Here is a 23,207-nt window from a genome sequence, read left to right on the forward strand (position 1 = left end):
CTACACATGGCGGGCGCGCCGGAAAATCCAGTGCCGCAGCAGGGTGAAACGAACTGCAGTGGCCACGAACCCGGACAATGTGGTGGTCCAGAGCTCCTCGGTTACCGTGGCTCCGGGCTTGAACAGATGCAGAAGCCCCAAGCTGCCGCCCGTGATGATCAGCGCAATGCCGATGACGATGGCGCCGCTGAGGTGGTCCTTGGCCCGTTTCTTTTTGCCTGTGATCTTGAAGGTGAGCCGCCGGTTCAACGCAGTGTTCATCAAGGACGTCACGATCAGGGCAACAGCGTTGGCCAGTTGTGGGTCAATCACGGGACGAAGCAACGCATAAAGGGCCAACGAACTGGCTGTGCATACGATACCGACGCCCGTGAATCGCACCAGTTGGCGCACCACCGGGTACTTCAGGACGCCGCGATGCCGCTTTTTGGGCGGCTTGCGTGGGGGAGAGGAGCGAAGCTCAGTGGCTTCCGCGGCGATCTCCATGGGTTAAGCCTGACACACTAAGCCGGGTGCTCCTCCCAGGATGCGCCGGTGACGGGGTTGTGGAGTTCGCCGATGCCTTCCACTCGGCACACCACCGTGTCCCCGGGATGGATGCGCGCGGACTCTGCCGGGAATCCCGTGAGCACAAGGTCGCCGGGTTGCAGGGTCATGAACGAGGTCAGGTAAACCAGGATCTCATCCACTTTCCAGCCGAGGTCCGCCGAACTGGCGGTCTTCAGCTCGGTGCCGTTGTGGACAATACCGATGGAGAGGGCTGAGTCGTCCAGCTCCGTGACGATCCAGGGGCCAGCCGGGGTGAAGGTGTCCTGGCTCTTGGCGCTGATCCACAGTTCGTCAGATTTCTGGAGCTCGCGGGCAGAGACATCATTGCCGATGGTGTAGCCCAGGATTGCCGATCTCGCCGTTTCGAGGGTCAGGCCCCGCGCCTTACGGCCCACGACGACGGTCAACTCGGCTTCAGGGTCCACGTGGCCCACCGTCGAGCCCAGCTGGATCGCCTCGCCCGGGCCGATCACGCTGGACGCCGCTTTGTGGAATGCCTGGGGCGGCAGGTCGCGGCCTGGTTGGCCGGTGTTGTGGGCCATCCCGAAGACATTGACCGGTACGGACGGCGCCAGGAAATGGAAGCTGTCTTCACTGACCTCGGTGCCCAATTCCCACCCTTCGCGGCTGAAGCTGGACGCATTGGCCCGCGATGCAGGGAACGGCGAGTCGATGATCGTCCACGTCCTGCCCCCAGCGGAGTCGAAGTCAGCGGCATCGTTGGCCACGAAGAATTGTTCGTCGGGAGCCTGGCCCGTGGAGAATTCTGCGGCAACAGGGCGAACACGGGCGATACGACGGGGAAGGCGTGATGTCATGAAGACATCCTACGTCCTCTGTGAAGGTCCACTGCGTTGTGAGGCCTGGTTGACGCCCCATATCCCATCCGATCCGCGCAGAGCGGGCCTCGCAACGCGCATCCGGTGAGCAGCTGAGACAGACTTTGACGTCCGGACCGTCGCTGCAGGCCAGGTTCTCGGTCCGCTCGGTGTGGGCGAAGTACTCGGGCCCGTCGGGGTTGACGGGCCCGCAGGCGGCTGTGGGGCCGTGCCGCGCAGGAAGAACACAGAACGCGGGCTTAGAATCCGTTCCATGCGTCTGGCGATAATTGGTTTGATCCTCCTTGTGGCGGGCGGGGTCACTGTTGCGACAGGTATCCTCCCGTGGCACGAAGTAACGGTGCTGGTGGACAGGGTGGCCCCGATCCTGGCCTTCGTCGTGGCCATGACGGTGGTGACCGAGCTCGTCAGCGAAGGCGGTGCCTTCCAATGGATCGCCCGGCATTTGCGCGGGTGGGGACGTGGCCGGGCAGTCCTGTTGTGGTTGCTGCTGGCCCTGTTCGCCACCCTCAGCACAGTCTTCCTCTCCCTGGACACGACGGCCGTGCTCCTCACTCCGGTGGTTGTCACTGTCGCACGCCAGGCGGGCCTGCCTGTCCTGCCCTTCGCCCTGACAACTGTGTGGCTGGCGAACACGGCCAGCCTCTTGCTTCCCATCTCCAACCTGACCAACCTCCTGGCGCAACACAACCTGGGCGGAATCAGCCCGGCACAGTTCGCCCAGCTGATGTGGGCGCCGTCATTGGCCGCGGTTGTGGTCCCCTTGGCTTTCATAGCAATCGTCTTCAGGCGCGATCTGCGCAGGACCTATGCGCGGGATTCCACAAGGCCGCCAGTCCTGGCCCAGTCCAAAGCGTCGCAGGACAAGACCCTGCTGCTGGTCAGCGCAATTGTGCTGGTACTTCTCTTGCCGGCGCTGGTTTCCGGCGTGGCTATCTGGATTCCCGCAACTGCAGCTGCCGCGATCCTGGTAGTGGCGTTCGCCGTCCGACGACCCAAGGTGCTGACGATAACCCTGATCCCGTGGTCGTTGCTGCTGTTTACCTGCGGGCTGTTCCTGGTGGTGGAGGCCGCCCAGTACATTGGCGCATCAGCGCTGCTGGGGCAAGCAGCGGGCGAAGGCAATGGCTTCATTGAACTGTTGCGGTTGGCCATGACAGGTGCCCTGGGTTCCAACGTCGTCAATAACCTGCCCGCCTACCTGCTGGCCGAGCCCCTGGCCGGAACCCCGGAAAGGATGGCCGCGTTGCTGGTGGGCGTCAACGCCGGACCGCTGGTGGCGCCGTGGGCGTCGTTGGCCACCCTCCTGTGGCACGATCGGCTGGTCCGCATGAACGTACTGGTCAAATGGAAAGGGTATGCACTGCTCGGCCTGATCGTGGCCCCCTTAACCATCGTCGCGGCGGTGGCTGCGCTCGCCGGGGTAAGCCCGGGCGGGCTTTTTGGCTAGCCCAGATACAGTTCGCCTACTGGAATGTCCGCGGCCAGCCGGTTGGCCGGTCCTGCCAGCGGGCACGCCCAGGCTTCGTTGTAGGCGCAGGACGGGTTATAGGCGAAGTTGAAGTCGAGAATAAACTCCTGCTCCCCTCCAGAGCCCCTCGTTCCGTGGAAGGATCCCTTGACCGTATCCAACAGGTACCTGCCAGCACCGTAACTTCCGCCTGGTTTCCCGGCGGTGGCGTCACGGAAGGGAACGAATATTCCTCCGCCGTAGCTCCTCAGCCGCCATGCGGCCAGGGAACCGAGCCCGGGAAGTTCGAAGGTGCCGATACGGGTGAAGGGCACCACGCCGTCCGTGCCCGTTTCGACGTTCATCTCCTGGCCGGTACCTTCAGGCGAGAGCGCAGCGTACATCCGGAAGGAGGGGTCGTAGTCGGCGGTTCGCAATCCGGAAAAGCGCGCCTTCATGTCCGCAGTGAGCGCCGACGCCGGGTGCGTGGCGAACATCAGATCCCGTTCCTGGCGCCAGAACACATGGGCGTCGAACGGGTTGGTGGCTGCGAGTTGCCGTACCTTGTCGTACAGGGCGAAGGTCCGCAACCGCCAGTCGGCAATATCGACCGCCGACATGGTGGGCAGGGTGTCCTCAAATTCGTCGTACTGGTCAGGAGACATACCATCAGCCTAGCCCTGTGCGTGTCGCACTATCCCCGCCGATAGGCTGGGACCATGAAGGGCTTGATGATCCCGACCCGGCCGGCAATGCGGCCTGTTGCCGCGGCAGTACTGGCATGCGGCGTTCTTTTGGCTGGCGTTGCCTGTTCGGCCGACAACAAGGGCCCGCAGGTCAGCCCCACCATCAGTTCCAAACCCAACAGCTCGGAATCCGGGACAGCAACGCCGGAGAGCACGACGACGGCTGCCGAGTCCGCGTCCAGCTCGCCTTCCGTGTCGGCTGGTCAGGGTGAATCGCCCAGCGCAGGGGCGAGCCCCGTGGCGACAGCGTTGTCCTGGAAGACCTTTACCGACCCCGCGAAGACGGTCAGCTTCGAGTTGCCCGAAGACTGGATAGCCCAGTCCCTCACGCCGGAGGCAGGTTCCCTGCCAGGCGCGGTGAAGGTCGAGGTGAAGGACGGGGCCGGAAAGTACGTCGCTACACTCCAGACGGGCCTGCCGGCACAGGCCCCCTCTGGCTGCCCTGCCGGGCAGTCGCGACCCTACGTGGTGATCAGCAGCGTTCCCTTGGACCTCCCGCATTCCGAAGGTCCCGAAACCATCGATCCCAGGGTTGTTTTCCGCGTGATCCAGGGCTACAAGTTCTTTGGATCCTATGGCGTCACCAATGTGGTGGCAGGAAGGGACGGGCAGTCCTGCGAACTCCGGAACCGGGTCCAGGGGCCGGCCGGCAAGGGCGATTATTCCTTCGCGGACGTTCCAGCCATCCATGCGTTTGCCGCAGACGAGAAAGTGGCTCCCGCCAAGGCATTCGATACCTTGGACCTGGCCGCCAAATACGCAGTCCACGGCTCCGATTTTGCGAACGTCCAGCGGATGCTACTGTCACTGAAGGTCAATTTGTAGCCCAGCGATTTGGCTGATTCACGCAAACGGCGGCACGGGCCTGCCTGCCGCAACCCACTCCGGAGATTAATGGAACGCAACGTAGCTGCCACGCTCGTTTTCAAGACCGCAGCCAGCACGAAAGTGGCCATGGCCATTGCCGTGGCCAGCAACGCAGGCTACGACTCGGTCACGGAGAGCCTCTCCATTACCGCCGCCGGCAACGAGGTTCCGTATGCCGAACTCAGCGACCACCACGGGGGCCGCTTCCACTACCTGGAATTCGATGAACCCACGGAAGTCACGGTGGATTACCGGGCCACTGTCCTCGGGGTAGGGCAGCCCACTACCTCGGATCCCATGGAACTGATCAGGTACGTCAGGCCCAGCCGATACGCGGAGTCTGACAGGCTGCTGCCGACCTCCTACGCTGAGTTCGGCGGACTGCACGGCGCGGAACTGCTCCAGGCCGTCCGCGATTGGGTCAACGGTGAGCTGCGCTACGTCAGTGGCTCATCACGGGGAACCGACGGGGCAGTGGAGACCCTGCTCCACCGCAAGGGTGTTTGCCGGGACTTTGCCCATCTGGCCATCGCCCTGCTGCGATCCAAGGATGTTCCGGCGCGCTTGGCAGCTGTCTACGCACCCGGCCTGAGCCCCATGGATTTCCATGCGGTGGCTGAGGCCTTCATCGACGGTGCCTGGCACGTCATCGACCCCACTGGCCTGGCACCGCGCGGATCCATGCTGCGCATCACCGCGGGACGCGACTCCTCGGACACGGCGTTCCTGTCCACGGTGGGCGGCAGCCTGTCCTTGAAGACACTCAAAGTCAGCGCATCCGTTAACGGGACGCTCCCGGTGGAGAACCCCCGGGAGCTTGTCAGCCTGCGCTAATGGCCCGCTACCGAAGCCCTGAGCTTTTCGGTCAGCCGCAACAACTCGCGTTGCTCCTCCGGCGTTAGCGCGGGAGCCACCAGGTGGGCTATGTCGCGCACATGCTCCCGGCCGATGGTTTTCTGTAACTCGCGTCCTGATTCGGTGAGTGAGAGCAGGACTCCACGGCCGTCGTCGGGCGCTGCGGTCCGCTCCACCAAACCACGCTTCTCCAAACGGTCAACCAGACGGCTCAAGCTGGATTGGCTCAGCAGGACCTTGTCGTTGATCTCGTTGAGGCGAAGCTGCCCGGACGGGCACCTGGACAGCGTGAACAGGACGTCGTACTCCTTGACGGGGAGCGTCTTGAAGGCCGGTCCGGACTGAAGCTTCCGCATCACCGCCACCTGGGAGCGGAACAACGACTCCCAGGTTTCTGCGGCGAGGCGAACAGCGGAAGACGCAGTGCCTGTTGGGGCGGACATCAGGCGTCCTGACCCGCGGCCCCGGCAGCAGCGGACTCGCTGACCTTGGCCTCCAGCGCTGCCGCAACACGGGAAGCGTGCGTGGGTGCGTCGGGTACATTGGCCGGCTTCATGGCCGCGTACTCCTTGCGGAGGACCGGCAGCACCTCTTCACCGAAGAGGTCCAACTGCTCCAGTACGGTCTTCAGCGGAAGGCCAGCGTGGTCGATCAGGAACAGCTGGCGCTGGTAGTCCCCGAATGCTTCGCGGAACGTGAGCGTCTTTTCGATCACTTCCTGCGGGCTGCCCACGGTCAACGGCGTCTGGGAGGTGAAGTCCTCCAAGGACGGTCCGTGGCCGTAGACCGGAGCGTTGTCGAAGTACGGCCGGAATTCCTTGACCGCATCCTGCGAGTTCTTCCTCATGAAGAACTGACCGCCCAGGCCCACGATGGCCTGCTCCGGAGTCCCGTGGCCGTAGTGTGCGTAGCGTTCGCGGTACAAGCCGATCAGCTGCTGGTAGTGCTCCTTCGGCCAGAAAATGTTGTTGGCGAAGAACCCGTCACCGTAGTAGGCGGCAACTTCTGCGATCTGGGGAGTCCTGATGGAACCGTGCCACACAAAGGGAGCGACGTCATCCAGCGGCCGCGGCGTGGAGGTGAAGTTCTGCAGCGGGGTGCGGAACTTGCCCGACCAGTTCACGGTATCTTCATCCCACAGCTTGCGCAGCAGGCTGTAGTTTTCGATGGCCAGCTCAATGCCGTCCTGGATGTTCTTCCCGAACCACGGGTAGACCGGCGCGGTGTTGCCCCGCCCGAGAACCAGGTCCACGCGGCCATCGGAGAGGTGCTGGAGCATGGCGAAGTCTTCAGCGATCTTGACCGGATCGTTGGTGGTGATCAGGGTGGTGGCAGTTGAGAGCGTAATGCGCTCAGTCTGTGCCGCAATGTAGGCCAAGGTGGTGGTGGGGGAGGAGGAGAAGAAGGGGCGGTTGTGGTGCTCGCCCAAGGCGTAGACATCCATGCCGATTTCTTCGACCTTCTTGGCGATGGCCACCGAGGCTTTGATGCGCTCGTTTTCCGTGGGCGTGCGGCCCGTGGTGGGGTCAGTCGTGATGTCGCTGACGCTGAATACACCGATCTGCATGATGTGCCTTTCTCCCTGCCCGTAGTCCCGGGCGTTGTAAACAGTGTACCTCAAACTAGATGCATTTGCATGTATCGCTGTCTGTAACAGGGCAGGGCCGGGAAATGTTCCCGGCCCTGCCTGATGGGTTGTCTGCGGTTACTCCGCGGGATTGTGGGCCGCGCGGCGGCCCTTCACCCGGGGAATCATGCCCGTGGTCCAGTCCTGGAATTCCGCGGTTCCGCCCGCGCCCTCTTGGGGATGCGGAGTTGGCTTATCCTGAAGGTCCTTCAGCAGTTGCTTTTCCTCACGCCGCCCTTCGACCAGCTTGTAGAGCACCGGAACCAGGATCAAGGTCAGTGCGGTAGAGGAGACCAGGCCACCGATGACCACAATGGCCAGGGGCTGCGAGATGAAGCCGCCGCCTCCGGTCAGGCCCAGCGCCATGGGAGTCAACGCAAACACGGTGGCAAGGGCAGTCATCAGGATCGGGCGCAGGCGTTGGCGTGCCCCGTGCGTGATGGCGTCGGCCACGTTCATGCCGGCACGGCCATCCTGTGGCTTGCGGTACTGGTTGATGAGGTCGATGAGCACGATCGCGTTGGTGACCACGATGCCTACCAGCATCAACATGCCGATCAGTGAGGGGAGGCCCAGGGGAACCCCGGTCAGCAGCAACAGGCCGACGGCACCGGTGGCGGCGAAGGGGACCGAAACCAGAAGAATCAACGGTTGGATCAGGGACTTGAAGGCCGCCACCATGATGACGTAGACAATCGCGATGGCAGCAAGCAACGCCAGGCCGAGTTGCCGGAAGGATTCTGCCTGCTGTGTGGTGGCCCCACCGATCGTGGCGGTAACACCCGACGGCAATTCGACAGAAGCCAGCCGTTGCTGGACGGCGCTGCTGACGCTGCCAAGGTTGGAACCCGACGGCGTCACAGTCACCTTTGCGGTCCGTTGACCGTTGCTGCTTGTGATGGACACGGGCGTGTCCACCTGTTCGACGGCGGCTACACTTTCCAGCGTTACGGGACCACGCGCCGTCGGCAATTGCAGCGCGCGCACGGCGGCGATGCTGGTGAAGCGGGTTCCCTGGCCGATCTGCACCGGATAGTCGTTGGTGTCGATGCGTACCGTGCCGGCAGGTATGGGGCTGACCGTGGAAGCAAGGAAGGCGCCCACCTGCTCCTCCGTCAGCCCGGCAGCTACCACCTTGGCACGGTCCACGCGAACCTGGACCACCGCCTGGGTTGAGGCAAGGTTGGTAGCCACCTCGGTGCTTCCCGGTACTCCCGTCATCGCCTGGACCATGGCATCGCTGGCCGTCCGCAGGTCTGCTGAGTTGGCGGCCTTGATGGTGATGTCCACCGTGGACGACGTACCGAAGCCACCTTGCTGGGATCCAACAGTGACCTTGCCGGCCGCTCCCTCGAGCTTGGCGCGGACTGCGTCCTGGAGCTTGGCCTGGTTCGCCTTCTCGTCAGTGACAATCGTGAACGTGGAGTTGGACGATCCTGTGGACGTCAGCGCCGCGAAGCCCGTCTGCGCATTTCCGGAGGTGACCTGCACGTCCTTGATGCCATCCATGCCCTTGAGGGCGTCCTCTATCTTCGCGGCCTCATCGCTGGTGGCCTGGAGGCTCGTTCCGGCGGGAAGGACCTGGCGCACCGTCATGCTGTTTTCGCCCGAGCGGCCCAACAGATCCGTAGCCAGCAGCGGCGAAACCGCGATGGTGGCGACGAGGACCACTGCGGCCGCGGACAACGTGAGGACGGGGTGCTTCTGTGTCTTCTCAAGGATGGGCAGGTAGCCGCGTTGGAGGCGGCTTCGCTGTTCCGCCTCCCTGGCCTTTTCCGCGGACTCCCTGGCAGAGGAGCGATCCTCCACGCCTTTGCCCTTGGAAGAGAGGAACCAGTAGGCCAGGACGGGAACAATGGTCAAGGAGACCAACAGCGACGACAACAGAGCGATGGTCACCGTCAAGGCAAACGGGCGGAACAATTCGCCGGCCAGGTCCCCGACGAACGCTATGGGCAGGAACACTGCCACGGTGGTGAGCGTGGATGCGGTAATCGCCCCGGCCACTTCCCGGATGGATGTCAGGATGGCCGTCAGCTTGTCTTCCCCGTAGCTGAGGTGCCGTTTGATGTTCTCAATCACCACAATGGAATCGTCCACAACGCGGCCGATCGCAATGGTGAGCGCGCCCAACGTCAGGATGTTCAGCGAGTACCCGGTGGCGGAGATGCCGATGAAGGTGATCAACAGCGACAACGGAATCGAGACCGCCGTAACCAGGGTGGACCGCACGGACATCAGGAACACAAGGATGACGGCCACAGCGAAGCCCAAGCCAAGGAGGCCCTCGGTAGTGAGGTCCTTGATGGACTTTTCGATGAACGGAGCCTGGTCAAAGACCGGGGTGAACGCCGCATTGTTGCCCAGCTCGTCCTGCATGGGTCCGATGGCATCCCGCACGGCATGGGAGATGGCGACGGTATCGCCGTCGGGTTTCTTGGTGACCGACAACGCCAGCGTGGGTTTACCGTTGGTGCGGGTGATGGACGTCGCGGCATCATCCTGGATGCTGACATCGGCTACAGCGCCAATCGTTGCGGCGTTCTTGGCGCCAGCCAAGGGAAGTCCCTTGATGATCTCCAGGGAGTCCACCGGGCTGCCCAACTGCAGTGACAACGTCTTGCCCTGGTCCTCGATGGTGCCCACGGGGACCAGGGTGCCGTTGTTCTTCAGCGCGCTGCTGATGGACTGGACCGACGCCCCTGTGCTGGCAAGATCGGCCGGCCGGGGCTGGATCAGGATGTGCTGGCTCGCGCCACCGGTCACATCGGCGCCGCGGACGCCGTCGATCTTTTGGAGCCTGGGAACGCTGAGCCGCAGCAGGTCGGCATTGAGTTCGCTGAGCGGCTTGTCCGAGGAAACCGCCAGGAAGACGATCGGGAAATCGCTGATGTTCCCGGCGATGGACTGGGGTTCCACATTGGCGGGCAACGCCCGCTTGGCGTTGGAAATTGCCCGGTCAATCTGGTTCCTGGCCCGGTCCAGATTTGAACCGTAGGTGAACACCATGGTGATCTGGGAAACGCCGTTGCGGGACGTTGAGGTAGTGGACTCAAGGCCCTCGACGCTGTTCAGCGCAGTCTCAAGCGGCTGGCTGAGCTGCTTGTCCACTACTTCCGGGGAGGCGCCCGGCATGGAGGTCACCACGGTGATCTGCGGGAACTCGATCGAAGGAATGAGTTCCTGTTTCAACGATCCCATGGTGATCACGCCGAACACCGCCGCAAAGACGGTGATCAGCGCGATCAGGGCCCGGTTTCCCAGAGAAAGCTTGGCCAGGCGGAACATTGCATTGACTCCCAGGGTCTACGTAACGATTCGTCTGACGGGAACCGGCCGCAGCCCCGGGTATGGCCTAGCTTTGGATGGCGTTGGCCACTTCCAGCTGCAGGGAACGTGCGGTGCTTGCTTCCAGCTCGGCAGCCAATTCAGGGTTCTCGTTGAGCTTGACACCGTAACCCGGCATCATGTCCTTGAGCTTGGACTGCCAGCCCTTGAAGTTCTTGGGGAAGGACTTCTGCAGCAGTTCGATCATGATCGGCACGGCAGTGGAAGCTCCCGGGGATGCGCCAAGGAGGGCGCCGATCGATCCATCGCGGGAGGCGATGACTTCGGTGCCGAACTGGAGCACGCCGCCCTTTTGCGGGTGCTTCTTGATGATCTGCACACGCTGGCCGGCAGTAATCAGTTCCCAATTGCCGCCGGAAGCCTCCGGATAGTATTCGCGCAGGGACTCGACCTTGGCTTCGTGCCGCTTGGCAACTTCCTTGATGAGGTAGGCCGTGAGGTCCATGTTGTCCTTGGCCACTGCCAGCATCGGAATGATGTTCCCGGGGCGGATGGACAGCGGAAGGTCCAGGTAGCTGGAGGTCTTCAGGAAGTTCGTGGAGAAACCTGCGTACGGGCCGAACAGGAGGGAGCGCTTGCCATCCACGAACCGGGTGTCCAGGTGGGGGACGGACATCGGAGGGGCGCCAACGGATGCCTGGCCGTAGACCTTCGCGCTGTGCTGGGAGGTGATGGCGTCATCTGTGCAGCGGAAGAACTGGCCCGAGACCGGGAATCCACCGTAGCCCTTGCTTTCCGGAATGCCGGAGGCCTGGAGCAGGTGAAGCGCACCGCCGCCGGCGCCGACAAAGACAAAGTTCGCGTGGATACGCCCGTGCTCGCCCGACTTGGCGTGCTTGAGGGAAAGGTCCCAGCCGCCGCCGGCTGCTCGGTTGATGTTGGTGACATCGTGTCCGTAGTTGACTTCGGCGCCGGCGGCTTGCAGGTAGCCGGTCAGTTCGCGAGTCAGGGCACCGAAGTCGACGTCGGTGCCTTCAGCCGCGCGGGTGGCGGCGACGCGCTGCTTGGGGTCACGTCCCTTGACGATCAAGGGCGCCCACTTGGCGATCTGGGCCTGGTCCTCGGTGTACTCCATGCTGCGGAACAGCGTGTTGGGCTTAAGGGCCTCGTAACGGGTCTTCAGGAAGTTCGCGTGGTCATCGCCGATGACGAAGCTCATGTGCGGAACGGTGTTGATGAAGCCCTTGGGGGAGCCAATGACGTTGCTGTCCACCAAGTGGGACCAGAACTGCCGGGACAGCTGGAACTGCTCGTTGATGTGCAGCGCCTTTGACGGGTCCACGGAGCCGTCCTTGGCTGCCGGGGAGTAGTTGAGCTCACACAGCGCGGCGTGTCCGGTGCCTGCGTTGTTCCATGGTCCGGAACTCTCAAGCCCCACTTCGTCGAGTCGTTCGAACATGGAGATGGTCCAGGAGGGTTCAAGCTGCTTGATGAACGCACCCAGGGTGGCACTCATGATTCCGCCGCCAATAAGGACGACGTCGGCATGTTGAGTCTTGGAAATGAAGGTCACAATCAATCTCCGTTAGCGGCGGCACTGGCTGCTACAGAATATCCCCGCGAAGTCCCAATACTGAAATTACGGCCGCTCGTCAAGGCTTTAGCCGGACGTTCGTGAAAACTTCGTTAAGTACCGGGGAGGCCGGGTAGCTTTCGACCTTGTCGGACAAAGCCAGCGCTGAGATGGGGAAAGCGATCGGGACAGCCGGCACGGACGCAGCGATGGCAGCGTTGATGGCCTGGTACTGCGCGTTGCGCTCATCGCCGTCGGGCAGTGCGCGTGCCCGCTCGATCCTGTGGAAGACGTCCGAATCGCTGTATCCGAACTCGGCGCGGGTTTCCCCAAACAGGGGCCCAAGGAAGTTGTCGGCATCGGCGTAGGAGCCGTTCCAGCCGAGCAGGTGCAGGGCACGGTCTCCGGGTGACTGCACCTTCTGGAGGTAGCCATCCTCCCAGTCCACGGGCACAGGCTTGATGTTGAAGCCCACGGCAACCAGTTGACGGCTGATTTCGGCGTAGATCTTCTCCGGCGTTGGCATATAGGCCCTGGTGGCGTTCAGCGGATAGTAGAACTTCAACTCTTCGCCTTTATAGCCCGCCTTGGACAACAGGTCCTTGGCTTTGTCCGGGTTGTACCCCAGAGATGGGGCATTGTTGTTGAAGCCGCTGAGCTTGGGCGGAACGAACTGTGACGCCTGCGTGGTGTTGTCGATGAAGAACTTCCGGATCAGCGATTCCTTGTCGATGGCCATTTCGATCGCCTGGCGGATCTCCGGCTTGTCCAAGGGCGCGACGGCCTGGTTGATACCGAGGTACATCACCGAGAAGGGATCCCGCTGGATAATCTGGACTCCCTTCTTGACCAATTGGTCGAAGGTTCCGGACGTCACGAGGTCGTAGGCGTCGATTTTTCCGTCCAGCAAAGCCTGCTGGCGGGTCTCGGCGCGGTCGTAAGGAATGAAGTTGATGGTGGCTATCTGGCCCCGGTTACCCCAGTAGTTCCTGTAGCTCTTGAGGGTGACGTGCTTGTCGTCCCAGGCGCTGAATTCGTAAGGGCCGGTTCCTACAGGGTGGCTTGCGTAGGTGGAGATCGCTTCGCCGTTGCGGACCTGGTCCAGGACGTTTGCTTTTTGGGCTGCCAAAGCTGCCGGAGAGGAGATCGCGAATGCCGGCAGCGTGAGGGCCTTCAGGAATCCGGTGAAGGGACGCGTCAGGTTGATCTGGACGTTGTTGGCTGAAACTGCCTTGCAGTCCTTGAAGATGGAGAAGACGGGGGAGTCAGAGTACGCCTTGAAGACGCTCTGGAAGGAAATCCCCGGGGCTTGTTTCCGGAGGTCCGGGGAGAAGGTGAACCAGCGGTCGAAGTTGGCGCAGACAGCGGCCGCATCCAGCGGGGTTCCATCGTGAAAGGTGACCTGGGAGCGGAGCGTGAAATCGTAACTGAGGCCATTGTTGCTGTCTTTCCATTCCGTCGCCAGCAACGGGGTGGTCTGCCCGGTCTCGCCGTCGACGCCTACCAGGCCTTCGAGGACCTGGCGCGTGATGCGGTAGGACTCGGAATCGGAGGTCAAGGCCGGATCAAGGCCCAACGGCATGGAGGATGTTCCGAAGTTGAACGTGGCGGTGGGCTCAGCGGTGGTGGTGCTGCTTGGGGTAGGCGAGGGGCCCGTTAATCCAGTACATGCTGAGAGCCCCAGTGCCACAACCACGGCTCCGAACTGTACGGTCAGGCGCCGCCTTTTGCTGCTTGCCACTGTTGTCCCCTCAAGCCGGTTGGAAGTGCTGTGGCCGGCTTCGGCCAGACCGCATTCCAGTGTAAATGAACGTCCTGAGCGCGCTCCCCAGCGCGCCTTCAGGAAGCTCCCCGGCTGCTGGAGGAGAGTGCCCCCGGATGTCTCGCCAGGGGGCACTCCTGCGGCCCGAAGCCGCTGTGCTTCTTCACTGCATCTGTGCGCAAGGGGGGACTTGAACCCCCACGCCCGAAGGCACAGGAACCTAAATCCTGCGTGTCTGCCAATTTCACCACTCGCGCCGGCGGCAGCCTGGCAGCACTGGGCCGCCATCTACCGGCCTCCAGTGTACCCGCTACGTATCCAGTTTCAGATCGCGCCGGAGCTTGGCAACATGCCCTGTGGCCCGTACGTTGTACTGCGCCAGCGACACTTTTCCGTCCTCGTCGACCACGACGGTGGAACGGATCAGCCCCATGTAGGTCTTGCCATAGTTCTTCTTCTCTCCCCAGGCAGCGTACGCATCGGCCACCGCGTGGTCAGCATCCGAGAGCAGTGGAAATGTCAGGGCCTCCGCTTCCGCGAAGTTGGCCAGGTCCTTGACCGGGTCGGGGGAAATGCCAACCACCCCGTACCCAGCGGCCTGCAGTGAAGCCAGCGTGTCGCGGAAATCACAGGCCTCCTTGGTGCACCCGGGCGTGGAGGCCGCCGGGTAGAAATAGACGATGGTCTTTCGCCCACGGAAGTCCGATAATCCCACGCTATTGCCGGTTTGGTCCTGAAGGGTGAAGTCCGGTGCGGTGTCGCCCGGCATAAGTCGTTCAGCCACAATAATCTCCTTGCTAACGATCGCGATTTACCAGTTTAGTGGGGAAAAGGCACGCCCTGGCCTGTTGCGCGCATATACTGTCGGCATGCCAGATATGGAGAGATGGCCCACTACCCGATTGCTTTCAACGGCTGCGCGCCTGGTGGAAATCTCGTGGAACGAAAAATTGAAGTCCATCGGCCTTACCCACGCCGGCGTCATTGCCATGCAGGTGCTTGCCGCCAAGGGTGCCATAACCCAGGCCGCGCTTGCCGAGGTTGCAAGGGTTAAGGCCCAGACCATGGGAACTACCCTCGCGAGGCTCGAGCTCCACGGTCACGTCACGCGCCACCGCAGTGATTCCGACCGCAGGAGCCACGTGGTGACATTGACGGAGGCCGGCACGGCAGCCCTCGCGGAAGCCGTGAAGCTCGAACAGGATGTCCTGTCGCCTGTAGCAGTGGACACCGCCAGGTTGCGTGAAGAACTCAGGATTGTGGTCCGGGGGCTTGCCGGCATCCCGGCGCCGGAGCAGAAGGTCCATGACGACGACGCCGAGCCGTCCCAAGGCTGAGCCCGTACCGGCCCCCTTGTAACAACACGCCCCTCGCCGGGTTCAGCCTGTGCGGGAAACAGAAAGGCTCCGGATCGTCATAACGATCCGGAGCCTTTCTTCGTGGTGCACCCCCCGGGACTCGAACCCGGAACCCATTGATTAAGAGTCAATTGCTCTGCCAGTTGAGCTAGAGGTGCAGCAATTACAAAGACCAATTCGAAGAATTCGCATTCCTCGTTGACCTCCGCAACGACAAATAACTCTACACTACTTTTTGGGCGCTAATGACCATCGGCCTAGTGACCCGTCCCGCTTCGGGGATTGCGATCCTTTTGCCAATACTTAAAAAGAAAAGGCCTTGGAGATCAATGATCTCCAAGGCCTTTTCCAATGGTGCACCCCCCGGGACTCGAACCCGGAACCCATTGATTAAGAGTCAATTGCTCTGCCAGTTGAGCTAGAGGTGCATCTGTTGTCTTCGATCGCACTGGGCTTTGTTTTCCCCGGCGATCTCCGCAACGACAAGTAACTCTACACGATTTGCCCGTCGGTGTGAAATCGAGGCCCACCTGGAGGATTGCCCCGGGGTCAAGGCCTCAAAATCAGCGCAAAATCGGGGTTCTTGTTGTTGCTGATGACCCACAAGGTCCCATCCGGAGCGCCGGCGACGTCCCTCAAGCGCCCGTATTCTCCTGTGAAATAGGCCACAGGCGCGCCCGTCGCTTCGCCTTCGAGGGGAATGGCCCATAACCGCTGCCCGCGGAGTGCGCCCGTGTAGGCGACGTCGTCCAGTATCTCCAACCCGCTGGGTGAGGCATCCGATGTTGACGGCCAGACCACCTTGGCGTCGATGAAGCCTTTCCGTCCTGGTGCTCCGGTTACTGTTGGCCACCCGTAGTTGCCGCCAGGGGTAATCAGGTTTAGCTCGTCGTCTACATCGGGCCCAAACTCGCTGGCCCAGAGCCGCCCTCCGCTGTCCCACGCCAGGCCCTGGACGTTTCTGTGTCCGTAGCTGTAGACGGGGTTGTCATCGCCGAAGGGGTTTCCGCGTGCCGGCCGGCCATCCGGTGTCAGGCGAAGGATCTTTCCCCCGAGGGTGCTGGGATCCTGTGGCTGGTCACGCCGCTGGGAGTCACCGGTGCCCACGTACAGGAGCCCGTCCGGGCCGAACCGGATGCGGCCACCGTTGTGTGTGGACGCCTTGGGGATTCCGGAGAAAATCACCTCTGTTTCGCCCAGGGCCAAGCTGCCGTCCGCATCGCCCTTGAGCCGGACCCGCACAATCCGGTTGTCGCTGGTGGCTGTCAGGTAGGCGTACAGCCAGTGATCGGATGCGAACGTGGGGGACGGCGCGAGCCCCAGAAGTCCGCCTTCCCCGCCAGGGACCACGCCCGGTAATTGGCCAACGGTGGCTGCCTTGCCTTGACGAATGCTCTTGATCATGCCTGAATCGCGTTCGGAGACCAGCGCTGTGCCGCCCGGCAGGAAGATGACCGACCACGGCAGCTGCAATCCGACGTCGAGCTTTTGCTCCACCCGAAGGCCCTTGGGAGCTTCGTGCGACACCGGGCCGCCGCTGCCACCGGGAGTCGCAGCTGAACCGGGCGACGACGGGTTGCCGGTGCAGGCGGTCAGGACAAGGGCCGTGGCGATGGCACACGCCAGTCCCGCCCGCCCGCCTGCTGGTGGACGGTCCTGTCCTGCCCGCTGCCGCCGGAACAAGGCAGGGCGCGCCCGCTAATGCCGGCTTCGCCGGGGAGGCCGGAAGCCTGCAGCTTCCGCATGCGCCGCGGATTCGAACCAGACATCCGCGGCAACGTCTTCGTAGCCAGCCGTATCTTCATCGTGATAGGTCATGGCAGAAGCACTCGCCTTCACGGGGTAGCCGTCGCCCGGCGAGCTCGAGGATCCCGTCCCGTAAGGATGCTCAACTGCCAGGTGCCCTGAAGGAACCGCTTCTTCCGCCGCTGCACTTTCGGCGCCCGGCAGGGTGGGGGAGTGGGAGTCCGTGTACTCGTGGTGATGCACGGGCGCCCCGCTCTCATCCGTCCACGATGATTCCCACTCTGCATTGTCGGCTTCTTTGTCGGCGTGGCTGCCGCCGGCCACGGAAGGATCGACTGCCGGGTCCGTATTCACCGCTGAGTCTGTATCAACAACGGCGTCCCTATCCACCTGAACGTCCGTATCCACCACCGGTTCGATGTCCACCCTGGGTTCGATGTCCACCTTGGGTTCGCTCACCGTGGGCTCATCCACAACAGGCGCGGCAACAACCGGCTCCTCCACCGTGAGGCCGGGAGTCTGGTCCTGCTGAATGTCCGACGAACCGGCGGAGGGCGAATCCTCGACGACCACAGCTTCCTCGGCCACCTCAGGTTCCGCCACGACGTCAGGTTCCTCGGCCGTACGTTCCTCGCGGGTAGGCCCGCTGCCCTCGGCAGCTGTGGTGCCCAGGTTCGTTACGCCTGCCAAACCTGCCACGCCCGCGGCTGCTGCTGCGGTATCGGGGATGGCCCCCCGGTTTCCCGGCTCCATGGCCGCTGGGGCTATTGTTGCCCCGGTCCGGGTGGGGGTTGAATCCGGCGCCTTGTTGCGGCTCATGAGCCACCAAATAATCGCGACGACCAAAACAATGACAATGACCCAAATTAACCAATCCATGGCGGATGCCCTTCTGCTCACAGGGGTGCAGCTCGTGGTATTTCCGACGTTACGTGTCCGCCTTTGGGCTGTCCAGCGTTTGACCTGCTGGTTTACCCAAATTTGTCAGTCTCCTTAGTGATTATGGCTTTTATGTTCACGGTCTCCGAATTCCCGCAGGTCGCCTAGTCTGGCTGCATGGACTTCAAAAGGCTGCAGATTTTGCGTGAATTGGCGGACCGGCAAAGTGTTGGCGCCACAGCGGACGCCATGAATGTCACGGCTTCGGCGGTCTCGCAGCAGTTGAAGACATTGCAGGCCGAAATCGGGGTTGTCCTGGTGGAGAAAGTCGGGCGCGGTGTGCAACTGACCGAAGCGGGGCAAGCCATGGCCGCCGCTGCCGCTGATATAGCCACGGCCATGGCCAGGGCGGAGTCCACCGTGGACAGTTACAGGAAGGGCTGGCAGGCACGGGTGTCCGTTGCCTTCTTTCCCAGTGCCGCCGAGATGCTGCTGCCTGGCGTGCTTCACCGTGTGGCAGCGGTGGAAGGGCTAGCCTTCGATGCCCACTTCGAGGACCCCGGGACGGCCCACTTCGCCCCCTTGGTAGCTGACTACGATATTGTGCTTGCCCACAGCGTGGATGGGCCGGACGTGTTCGCCCGGAGCGGGCTCACCGTAGTGCCGCTCCTGGAAGAGGCCCTGGACGTGGCCATGCCTGCCGGGCATCCCTTGGCTGCCCGCAACGAGCTGCGCCCGGACGATGTCATCGATTTTCCCTGGATAGGCGTGCCCGAAGGGTTTCCCTTCGATACGGTCCTTCGCCAGATCGAGCTGCATGCCGGGCGACCTGCCCAAAGAGGGCAACGCTATCCCGACCTCCGGGTCTTGGAGGCGTTGGTGGGCGCAGGCCACGGAATCTGCCTGCTGCCGCGGTACACGGCCAGGGCGAGCGCCCGTAGGGGCCTGGTGCTCCGCCCGCTCGCGGATGTTAAGGCGAGCAGGAGCATTGTGGCGTTGGCGCGCCAGGAAGTTGCTGCCCGCACCACCATCAGGGGCGTCCTCGACATGCTCGAAAGTGAAGCGGCCGCTCTTGCCGGGGAACTCGACGGGTCCGCTCCCGTCGCCCGGGGAGCGGGCGGGGCCTGACGGCGGACGTCCGCAACAATTGGATGGTGGCGCTTAACCCGGGAGCGAACGGCGTGCTGCGGCACCGGGTGCACATAGACTTTGCTCCATGAGTGACACCACCCACAATGCGACAGACAGCACTCCGGACATCAAGCCCCGTAGCCGGGTCGTCACCGACGGCATCCACGCGGCGCCCGCCCGCGGCATGTTCCGCGCGGTCGGCATGGGCGACGACGACTTCGCCAAACCGCAAATTGGTGTCGCCAGTTCCTGGAACGAGATCACGCCCTGCAACCTCTCGCTGAACCGCCTGGCGCAGGGAGCCAAGGAAGGCGTCCACGCAGGTGGCGGATTCCCCATGCAGTTCGGCACCATCTCCGTTTCCGACGGCATTTCGATGGGGCATGAAGGCATGCACTTCTCCCTCGTTTCCCGCGAAGTCATTGCCGACTCCGTGGAGACCGTTATGCAGGCCGAGCGCATTGACGGCTCCGTGCTGCTGGCCGGCTGCGACAAATCCCTTCCGGGAATGCTCATGGCTGCCGCCCGCCTGGACCTCGCGTCGGTCTTCCTTTACGCCGGGTCCATCATGCCGGGCTGGGTGAAGCTGGAAGACGGCTCCGAAAAGGAAGTCACCCTCATTGATGCTTTCGAAGCGGTGGGTGCCTGCGCGGCCGGCAAGATGAGCATGGAAGACCTCACCCGCATCGAAAAGGCCATCTGTCCCGGCGAGGGTGCGTGTGGCGGCATGTACACAGCCAACACCATGGCTTGCATCGGCGAAGCCCTCGGCATGTCACTCCCGGGTTCCGCGGCGCCGCCCTCGGCAGACCGCCGTCGTGACGACTTTGCCCGGAAATCCGGCGAAGCTGTCGTCAACCTGTTGCGCCTGGGCATTACCGCCCGCGACATCATGACCAAGAAGGCCTTCGAAAATGCGATTGCGGTGACCATGGCCTTTGGCGGTTCCACCAACGCGGTGTTGCACCTGCTGGCCATTGCCCGCGAGGCCGAGGTCGAGCTGACACTGGACGATTTCAACCGCATCGGCGACAAAATCCCGCACTTGGGCGACCTCAAGCCCTTCGGTCGCTACGTGATGACCGATGTGGACAAGATCGGTGGCGTGCCGGTCATCATGAAGGCACTGCTCGACGCCGGGCTGCTGCACGGTGACTGCCTCACGGTCACGGGCAAGACGCTGGCCGAAAACCTCGCCTCGATCAACCCCCCGGACCTCGACGGCAAGATCCTCCGCGCCCTGGACAACCCGATCCACAAGACCGGTGGCATCACCATCCTCCACGGTTCGATGGCCCCGGAAGGTGCCGTCGTGAAAAGCGCAGGCTTCGACGCGGATGTCTTTGAAGGCTCGGCCCGCGTGTTCGAGCGCGAACAGGGTGCCTTGAATGCCTTGGACAACGGCGAAATCAACAAGGGCGACGTTGTGGTCATCCGTTACGAGGGTCCCAAGGGTGGTCCGGGCATGCGCGAGATGCTGGCCATTACGGGAGCCATCAAGGGCGCCGGCCTGGGCAAGGATGTCCTGCTGCTCACCGATGGCCGCTTCTCGGGCGGTACCACCGGCCTGTGCATCGGCCATGTCGCACCGGAAGCGGTCGACGGCGGTCCCATCGCCTTTGTCAGGGACGGGGACAGGATCCGGGTTGATATCGCGGCCCGTTCCTTCGACCTTTTGGTCGACGAAGCCGAGCTCGAAGCCCGCAAGGTCGGCTGGGAGCCCATGCCGGCCAAGTTCACCAAGGGTGTCCTCGCCAAGTACGCCAAGCTGGTCCACAGTGCCTCCACTGGGGCTTACTGCGGCTGAATCCTGCCGGGGGCTCCGATTGTTTTGAGACAGTCGGAGTCCGGCAGGCGGACATCGCTGTCCAAATAGTGAGATACGATAGTCGTCAATTGACACGTATCTCCCTAAGAGGGAACACTGAACGCATGATCACATTCGTTACCGTCGGCGTCGTCGTCCTTACCAAGCGCGTGGCTTAGCCCGACTGGTAACGAACCGTCACGCGCAAACCCCTCGAAGAGCCGGAAGGCTGAGGGGTTTTTTTATTCCCAAGTCCCACCAATGAAGATCCACTAAGGAAGAGTCCGATGAGCAAAGGATCGCCGATCAGCCCCTCGCTGATGGCTGCAAAGTCCGCTGGAGCCCACAAAGCTCCGGAAAAGGTCGACCGCACGGCTGAGGCCGTCGTCGTCGACGCTGCTGCACCTCTCTCTCCTGTACTTGGGCCGAACAACGTTGTACCCCCAACGGTGATGACCGGCTCGCAAGCAATTGTCCGTTCGCTCGAAGAACTCGGCGTGGATGATATTTTCGGTTTGCCCGGTGGCGCGATCCTGCCCACCTATGACCCCTTGATGGCCTCCAGCATGAACCACATCCTGGTCCGTCACGAACAGGGAGCCGGCCACGCCGCGCAAGGCTACGCCATGGTTACCGGACGGGTTGGCGTTTGCATCGCCACCTCAGGCCCGGGCGCCACCAACCTCGTTACCGCCATCATGGATGCCCACATGGACTCCGTGCCGATGGTGGCCATCACCGGCCAGGTCTCCAGTGGAGTCATCGGCACCGATGCCTTCCAGGAAGCGGACATCGTGGGCATCACGATGCCCATCACCAAACACTCGTTCCTGGTCACCGACCCCAACGACATTCCCCATGTCATGGCCGAGGCGTTCCACCTCGCTTCCACGGGCCGCCCCGGCCCGGTGCTGGTGGACATCGCCAAGGACGCCCAGGTTGGCCAGATGACGTTCTCCTGGCCTCCGAAGGTGGACCTGCCGGGCTACCGTCCGGTGGTCCGCGGACACAACAAGCAGGTTCGCGAAGCTGCCAAGCTGATCGCCGCAGCACGCAAGCCCGTCCTCTACGTCGGTGGTGGCGTCGTCAAGGGCCACGCCTCGGCGGAGCTCATGGAGCTCGCCCTGGCAACTGGCGCTCCTGTCGTCACGACCCTCATGGCACGGGGTGCATTCCCGGACTCGCACCCGCAGCACGTGGGCATGCCCGGCATGCACGGATCCGTGTCCGCTGTTACCGCGCTCCAGCAGGCCGATCTGCTGATCACGCTCGGTGCCAGGTTTGATGACCGGGTGACCGGCGTGCTGAAGACGTTCGCGCCGTTCGCAAAGGTCATCCACGCCGACATAGACCCTGCGGAAATCTCCAAGAACCGCACCGCCGACGTGCCGATTGTGGGATCGGTCAAGGAAATCATTCCGGAACTGACCGAGGCCGTGAAGACGCAGTTCGAGCTGAGCGGAACCCCCGACCTGGATTCCTGGTGGGCTTTCCTGGGCAACCTCCGGGACACTTACCCGCTGGGCTGGACCGAGCCCGAGGACGGCCTGACTGCACCCCAGCGCGTGATCAAGCGCATTGGCGAGCTGACCGGTCCGGACGGTATCTACGTCGCAGGCGTCGGCCAGCACCAGATGTGGGCTGCACAGTTCATCAAGTATGAGCGCCCCCACGCGTGGCTGAACTCCGGCGGTGCAGGAACCATGGGATACTCCGTTCCGGCTGCCATGGGCGCAAAGGTTGGTGAGCCGGACCGCGTGGTCTGGGCCATCGACGGCGACGGCTGCTTCCAGATGACCAATCAGGAGCTGGCCACCTGCGCCATCAACAACATCCCGATCAAGGTCGCCATTATCAACAACTCCTCGCTGGGCATGGTCCGCCAATGGCAGACACTGTTCTACGAAGGCCGCTACTCAAACACGGACCTGAACACAGGCCACGACACCATCCGGATTCCGGATTTCGTCAAGCTGGCTGACGCCTACGGCTGCGCAGCCCTGCGCTGCGAGCGTGACGAGGACGTCGACGCCACCATCCAGAAGGCCCTCGAAATCAATGACCGACCAGTGGTGATCGATTTCGTCGTCAGCCCCAACTCGATGGTCTGGCCCATGGTGCCCTCGGGGGTCAGCAATGACCAGATCCAGGTTGCCCGCAACATGACCCCCGAATGGGAAGAGGAGGACTAGGCATGACCCGCCACACACTGTCGGTTCTGGTAGAAGACAAGCCCGGCGTGCTGACCCGCGTGGCCAGCCTGTTCGCCCGGCGCGCATTCAACATCAACTCCCTTGCTGTGGGACCCACCGAGGTTCCAGGCATGTCCCGCATGACTGTCGTCGTCGACGCCGACGGCGACCTGATCGAGCAGGTCACCAAGCAGCTCAACAAGTTGGTCAACGTGATCAAGATTGTGGAGCTCACTTCTGAATCTTCCGTACAACGCGACCACATCCTGGTTAAGGTACGTGCGGATGCCGCGACACGTCTGCAGGTTACCCAGGCTGCAGACCTGTTCCGTGCCGCCGTCGTCGACGTGTCCACAGACTCGTTGGTGATTGAGGCAACCGGTACCCCCGAGAAGCTCGCAGCGCTGCTTTCAGTGCTGGAGCCGTTCGGCATCCGTGAAATAGTGCAGTCCGGCACCTTGGCCGTTGGACGGGGATCCCGCTCCATGAGTGACAGGGCGCTCCGCTCCGCGTGAGCACGCGCCCAGTACCGCAGCAC

19 protein-coding genes and 3 tRNA genes are annotated in these 23,207 nt (G+C 62.8%); 8 read left to right on the top strand and 14 right to left on the bottom strand.

Annotated features, from left to right (window positions below; translation table 11 throughout):
- Positions 1–486 carry a GtrA family protein gene (locus ACNQOP_RS11560; RefSeq protein ID WP_235521558.1) on the bottom strand — a complete coding sequence of 162 codons (486 nt, stop codon included), beginning with the start codon at positions 484–486 and terminating at the stop codon, positions 1–3.
- A gap of 17 nt (positions 487–503) precedes the next feature.
- Positions 504–1,367 (bottom strand): fumarylacetoacetate hydrolase family protein, encoded by an 864-nt coding sequence (locus tag ACNQOP_RS11565; RefSeq protein WP_416404523.1) that lies wholly within the window; start codon positions 1,365–1,367, stop codon positions 504–506.
- A 274-nt stretch (positions 1,368–1,641) separates the two neighbouring features.
- On the opposite strand from ACNQOP_RS11565, the gene ACNQOP_RS11570 reads away from it, so the two are divergent.
- Positions 1,642–2,838 carry an SLC13 family permease gene (locus ACNQOP_RS11570; RefSeq protein ID WP_416404524.1) on the top strand — a complete coding sequence of 399 codons (1,197 nt, stop codon included), beginning with the start codon at positions 1,642–1,644 and terminating at the stop codon, positions 2,836–2,838.
- Here ACNQOP_RS11570 and ACNQOP_RS11575 read toward each other — a convergent pair.
- Positions 2,835–3,503 (bottom strand): DUF1684 domain-containing protein, encoded by a 669-nt coding sequence (locus tag ACNQOP_RS11575; protein WP_416404525.1) that lies wholly within the window; start codon positions 3,501–3,503, stop codon positions 2,835–2,837. The two genes, ACNQOP_RS11570 and ACNQOP_RS11575, sit on opposite strands and share 4 nt — an antisense overlap.
- A 54-nt stretch (positions 3,504–3,557) precedes the next feature.
- On the opposite strand from ACNQOP_RS11575, the gene ACNQOP_RS11580 reads away from it, so the two are divergent.
- Together ACNQOP_RS11580 and ACNQOP_RS11585 are read left to right on the top strand one after the other, a co-directional pair.
- Positions 3,558–4,409 (top strand): hypothetical protein, encoded by an 852-nt coding sequence (locus ACNQOP_RS11580; RefSeq protein ID WP_416404526.1) that lies wholly within the window; start codon positions 3,558–3,560, stop codon positions 4,407–4,409.
- Positions 4,410–4,478: 69 nt separating this feature from the next.
- A complete protein-coding gene (locus ACNQOP_RS11585) occupies positions 4,479–5,285 on the top strand; it encodes a transglutaminase-like domain-containing protein (RefSeq protein ID WP_416404527.1) in 807 nt (268 codons plus the stop codon).
- On the opposite strand, the gene ACNQOP_RS11590 is transcribed toward ACNQOP_RS11585, so the two are convergent.
- From ACNQOP_RS11590 to bcp, 7 genes are all read right to left on the bottom strand, one after another.
- Positions 5,282–5,749 (bottom strand): MarR family winged helix-turn-helix transcriptional regulator, encoded by a 468-nt coding sequence (locus ACNQOP_RS11590; RefSeq protein ID WP_235521552.1) that lies wholly within the window; start codon positions 5,747–5,749, stop codon positions 5,282–5,284. The genes ACNQOP_RS11585 and ACNQOP_RS11590 overlap by 4 nt on opposite strands.
- Positions 5,749–6,873: an LLM class flavin-dependent oxidoreductase gene (locus ACNQOP_RS11595; protein ID WP_235521551.1), complete on the bottom strand. Its 1,125-nt coding sequence runs from the start codon at positions 6,871–6,873 to the stop codon at positions 5,749–5,751. The genes ACNQOP_RS11590 and ACNQOP_RS11595 overlap by 1 nt, the downstream gene beginning before the upstream one ends.
- Positions 6,874–7,011: 138 nt before the next feature.
- On the bottom strand, positions 7,012–10,221 hold the full coding sequence (locus tag ACNQOP_RS11600; protein ID WP_416404528.1) for an efflux RND transporter permease subunit: 3,210 nt from the start codon (positions 10,219–10,221) through the stop codon (positions 7,012–7,014).
- A gap of 67 nt (positions 10,222–10,288) precedes the next feature.
- Positions 10,289–11,794 carry a malate:quinone oxidoreductase gene (locus ACNQOP_RS11605; protein WP_257369095.1) on the bottom strand — a complete coding sequence of 502 codons (1,506 nt, stop codon included), beginning with the start codon at positions 11,792–11,794 and terminating at the stop codon, positions 10,289–10,291.
- 79 nt (positions 11,795–11,873) lie between these two features.
- Positions 11,874–13,535 carry an ABC transporter substrate-binding protein gene (locus ACNQOP_RS11610; protein ID WP_257369094.1) on the bottom strand — a complete coding sequence of 554 codons (1,662 nt, stop codon included), beginning with the start codon at positions 13,533–13,535 and terminating at the stop codon, positions 11,874–11,876.
- Positions 13,536–13,731: 196 nt separating this feature from the next.
- Positions 13,732–13,813, bottom strand: a tRNA-Leu gene (locus ACNQOP_RS11615).
- Between the two features lie 53 nt (positions 13,814–13,866).
- Positions 13,867–14,340 carry a thioredoxin-dependent thiol peroxidase gene (bcp, locus tag ACNQOP_RS11620; RefSeq protein ID WP_416404529.1) on the bottom strand — a complete coding sequence of 158 codons (474 nt, stop codon included), beginning with the start codon at positions 14,338–14,340 and terminating at the stop codon, positions 13,867–13,869.
- An 85-nt stretch (positions 14,341–14,425) separates the two neighbouring features.
- On the opposite strand from bcp, the gene ACNQOP_RS11625 reads away from it, so the two are divergent.
- Positions 14,426–14,893: a MarR family winged helix-turn-helix transcriptional regulator gene (locus ACNQOP_RS11625; protein ID WP_284987079.1), complete on the top strand. Its 468-nt coding sequence runs from the start codon at positions 14,426–14,428 to the stop codon at positions 14,891–14,893.
- Positions 14,894–14,996: 103 nt separating this feature from the next.
- Here the strand turns inward: ACNQOP_RS11625 and ACNQOP_RS11630 are convergent.
- From ACNQOP_RS11630 to ACNQOP_RS11645, 4 genes are all read right to left on the bottom strand, one after another.
- Positions 14,997–15,072 (bottom strand) — tRNA-Lys (locus tag ACNQOP_RS11630).
- A 194-nt stretch (positions 15,073–15,266) separates the two neighbouring features.
- Positions 15,267–15,342, bottom strand: a tRNA-Lys gene (locus ACNQOP_RS11635).
- A 121-nt stretch (positions 15,343–15,463) separates the two neighbouring features.
- Positions 15,464–16,597 (bottom strand): PQQ-dependent sugar dehydrogenase, encoded by a 1,134-nt coding sequence (locus tag ACNQOP_RS11640; RefSeq protein WP_416404530.1) that lies wholly within the window; start codon positions 16,595–16,597, stop codon positions 15,464–15,466.
- A gap of 15 nt (positions 16,598–16,612) precedes the next feature.
- Positions 16,613–17,539, bottom strand: coding sequence for a hypothetical protein (locus tag ACNQOP_RS11645; RefSeq protein ID WP_416404531.1), 927 nt, complete (start codon positions 17,537–17,539; stop codon positions 16,613–16,615).
- A gap of 177 nt (positions 17,540–17,716) precedes the next feature.
- On the opposite strand from ACNQOP_RS11645, the gene ACNQOP_RS11650 reads away from it, so the two are divergent.
- From ACNQOP_RS11650 to ilvN, 4 genes are all read left to right on the top strand, one after another.
- Entirely contained in the window at positions 17,717–18,667 is a 951-nt protein-coding gene (locus tag ACNQOP_RS11650) for a LysR family transcriptional regulator (protein WP_257369090.1), read from the top strand.
- 88 nt (positions 18,668–18,755) lie between these two features.
- Positions 18,756–20,477 carry a dihydroxy-acid dehydratase gene (ilvD, locus tag ACNQOP_RS11655; RefSeq protein WP_416404532.1) on the top strand — a complete coding sequence of 574 codons (1,722 nt, stop codon included), beginning with the start codon at positions 18,756–18,758 and terminating at the stop codon, positions 20,475–20,477.
- Between the two features lie 287 nt (positions 20,478–20,764).
- Positions 20,765–22,669 (top strand): acetolactate synthase large subunit, encoded by a 1,905-nt coding sequence (locus ACNQOP_RS11660; RefSeq protein WP_416404533.1) that lies wholly within the window; start codon positions 20,765–20,767, stop codon positions 22,667–22,669.
- A gap of 2 nt (positions 22,670–22,671) precedes the next feature.
- On the top strand, positions 22,672–23,184 hold the full coding sequence (gene ilvN / locus ACNQOP_RS11665; protein ID WP_021470923.1) for an acetolactate synthase small subunit: 513 nt from the start codon (positions 22,672–22,674) through the stop codon (positions 23,182–23,184).
- Positions 23,185–23,207 lie beyond the last annotated feature (23 nt).

This window comes from Arthrobacter sp. LFS091, from assembly GCF_047977885.1.
Lineage (GTDB): Bacteria > Actinomycetota > Actinomycetes > Actinomycetales > Micrococcaceae > Arthrobacter.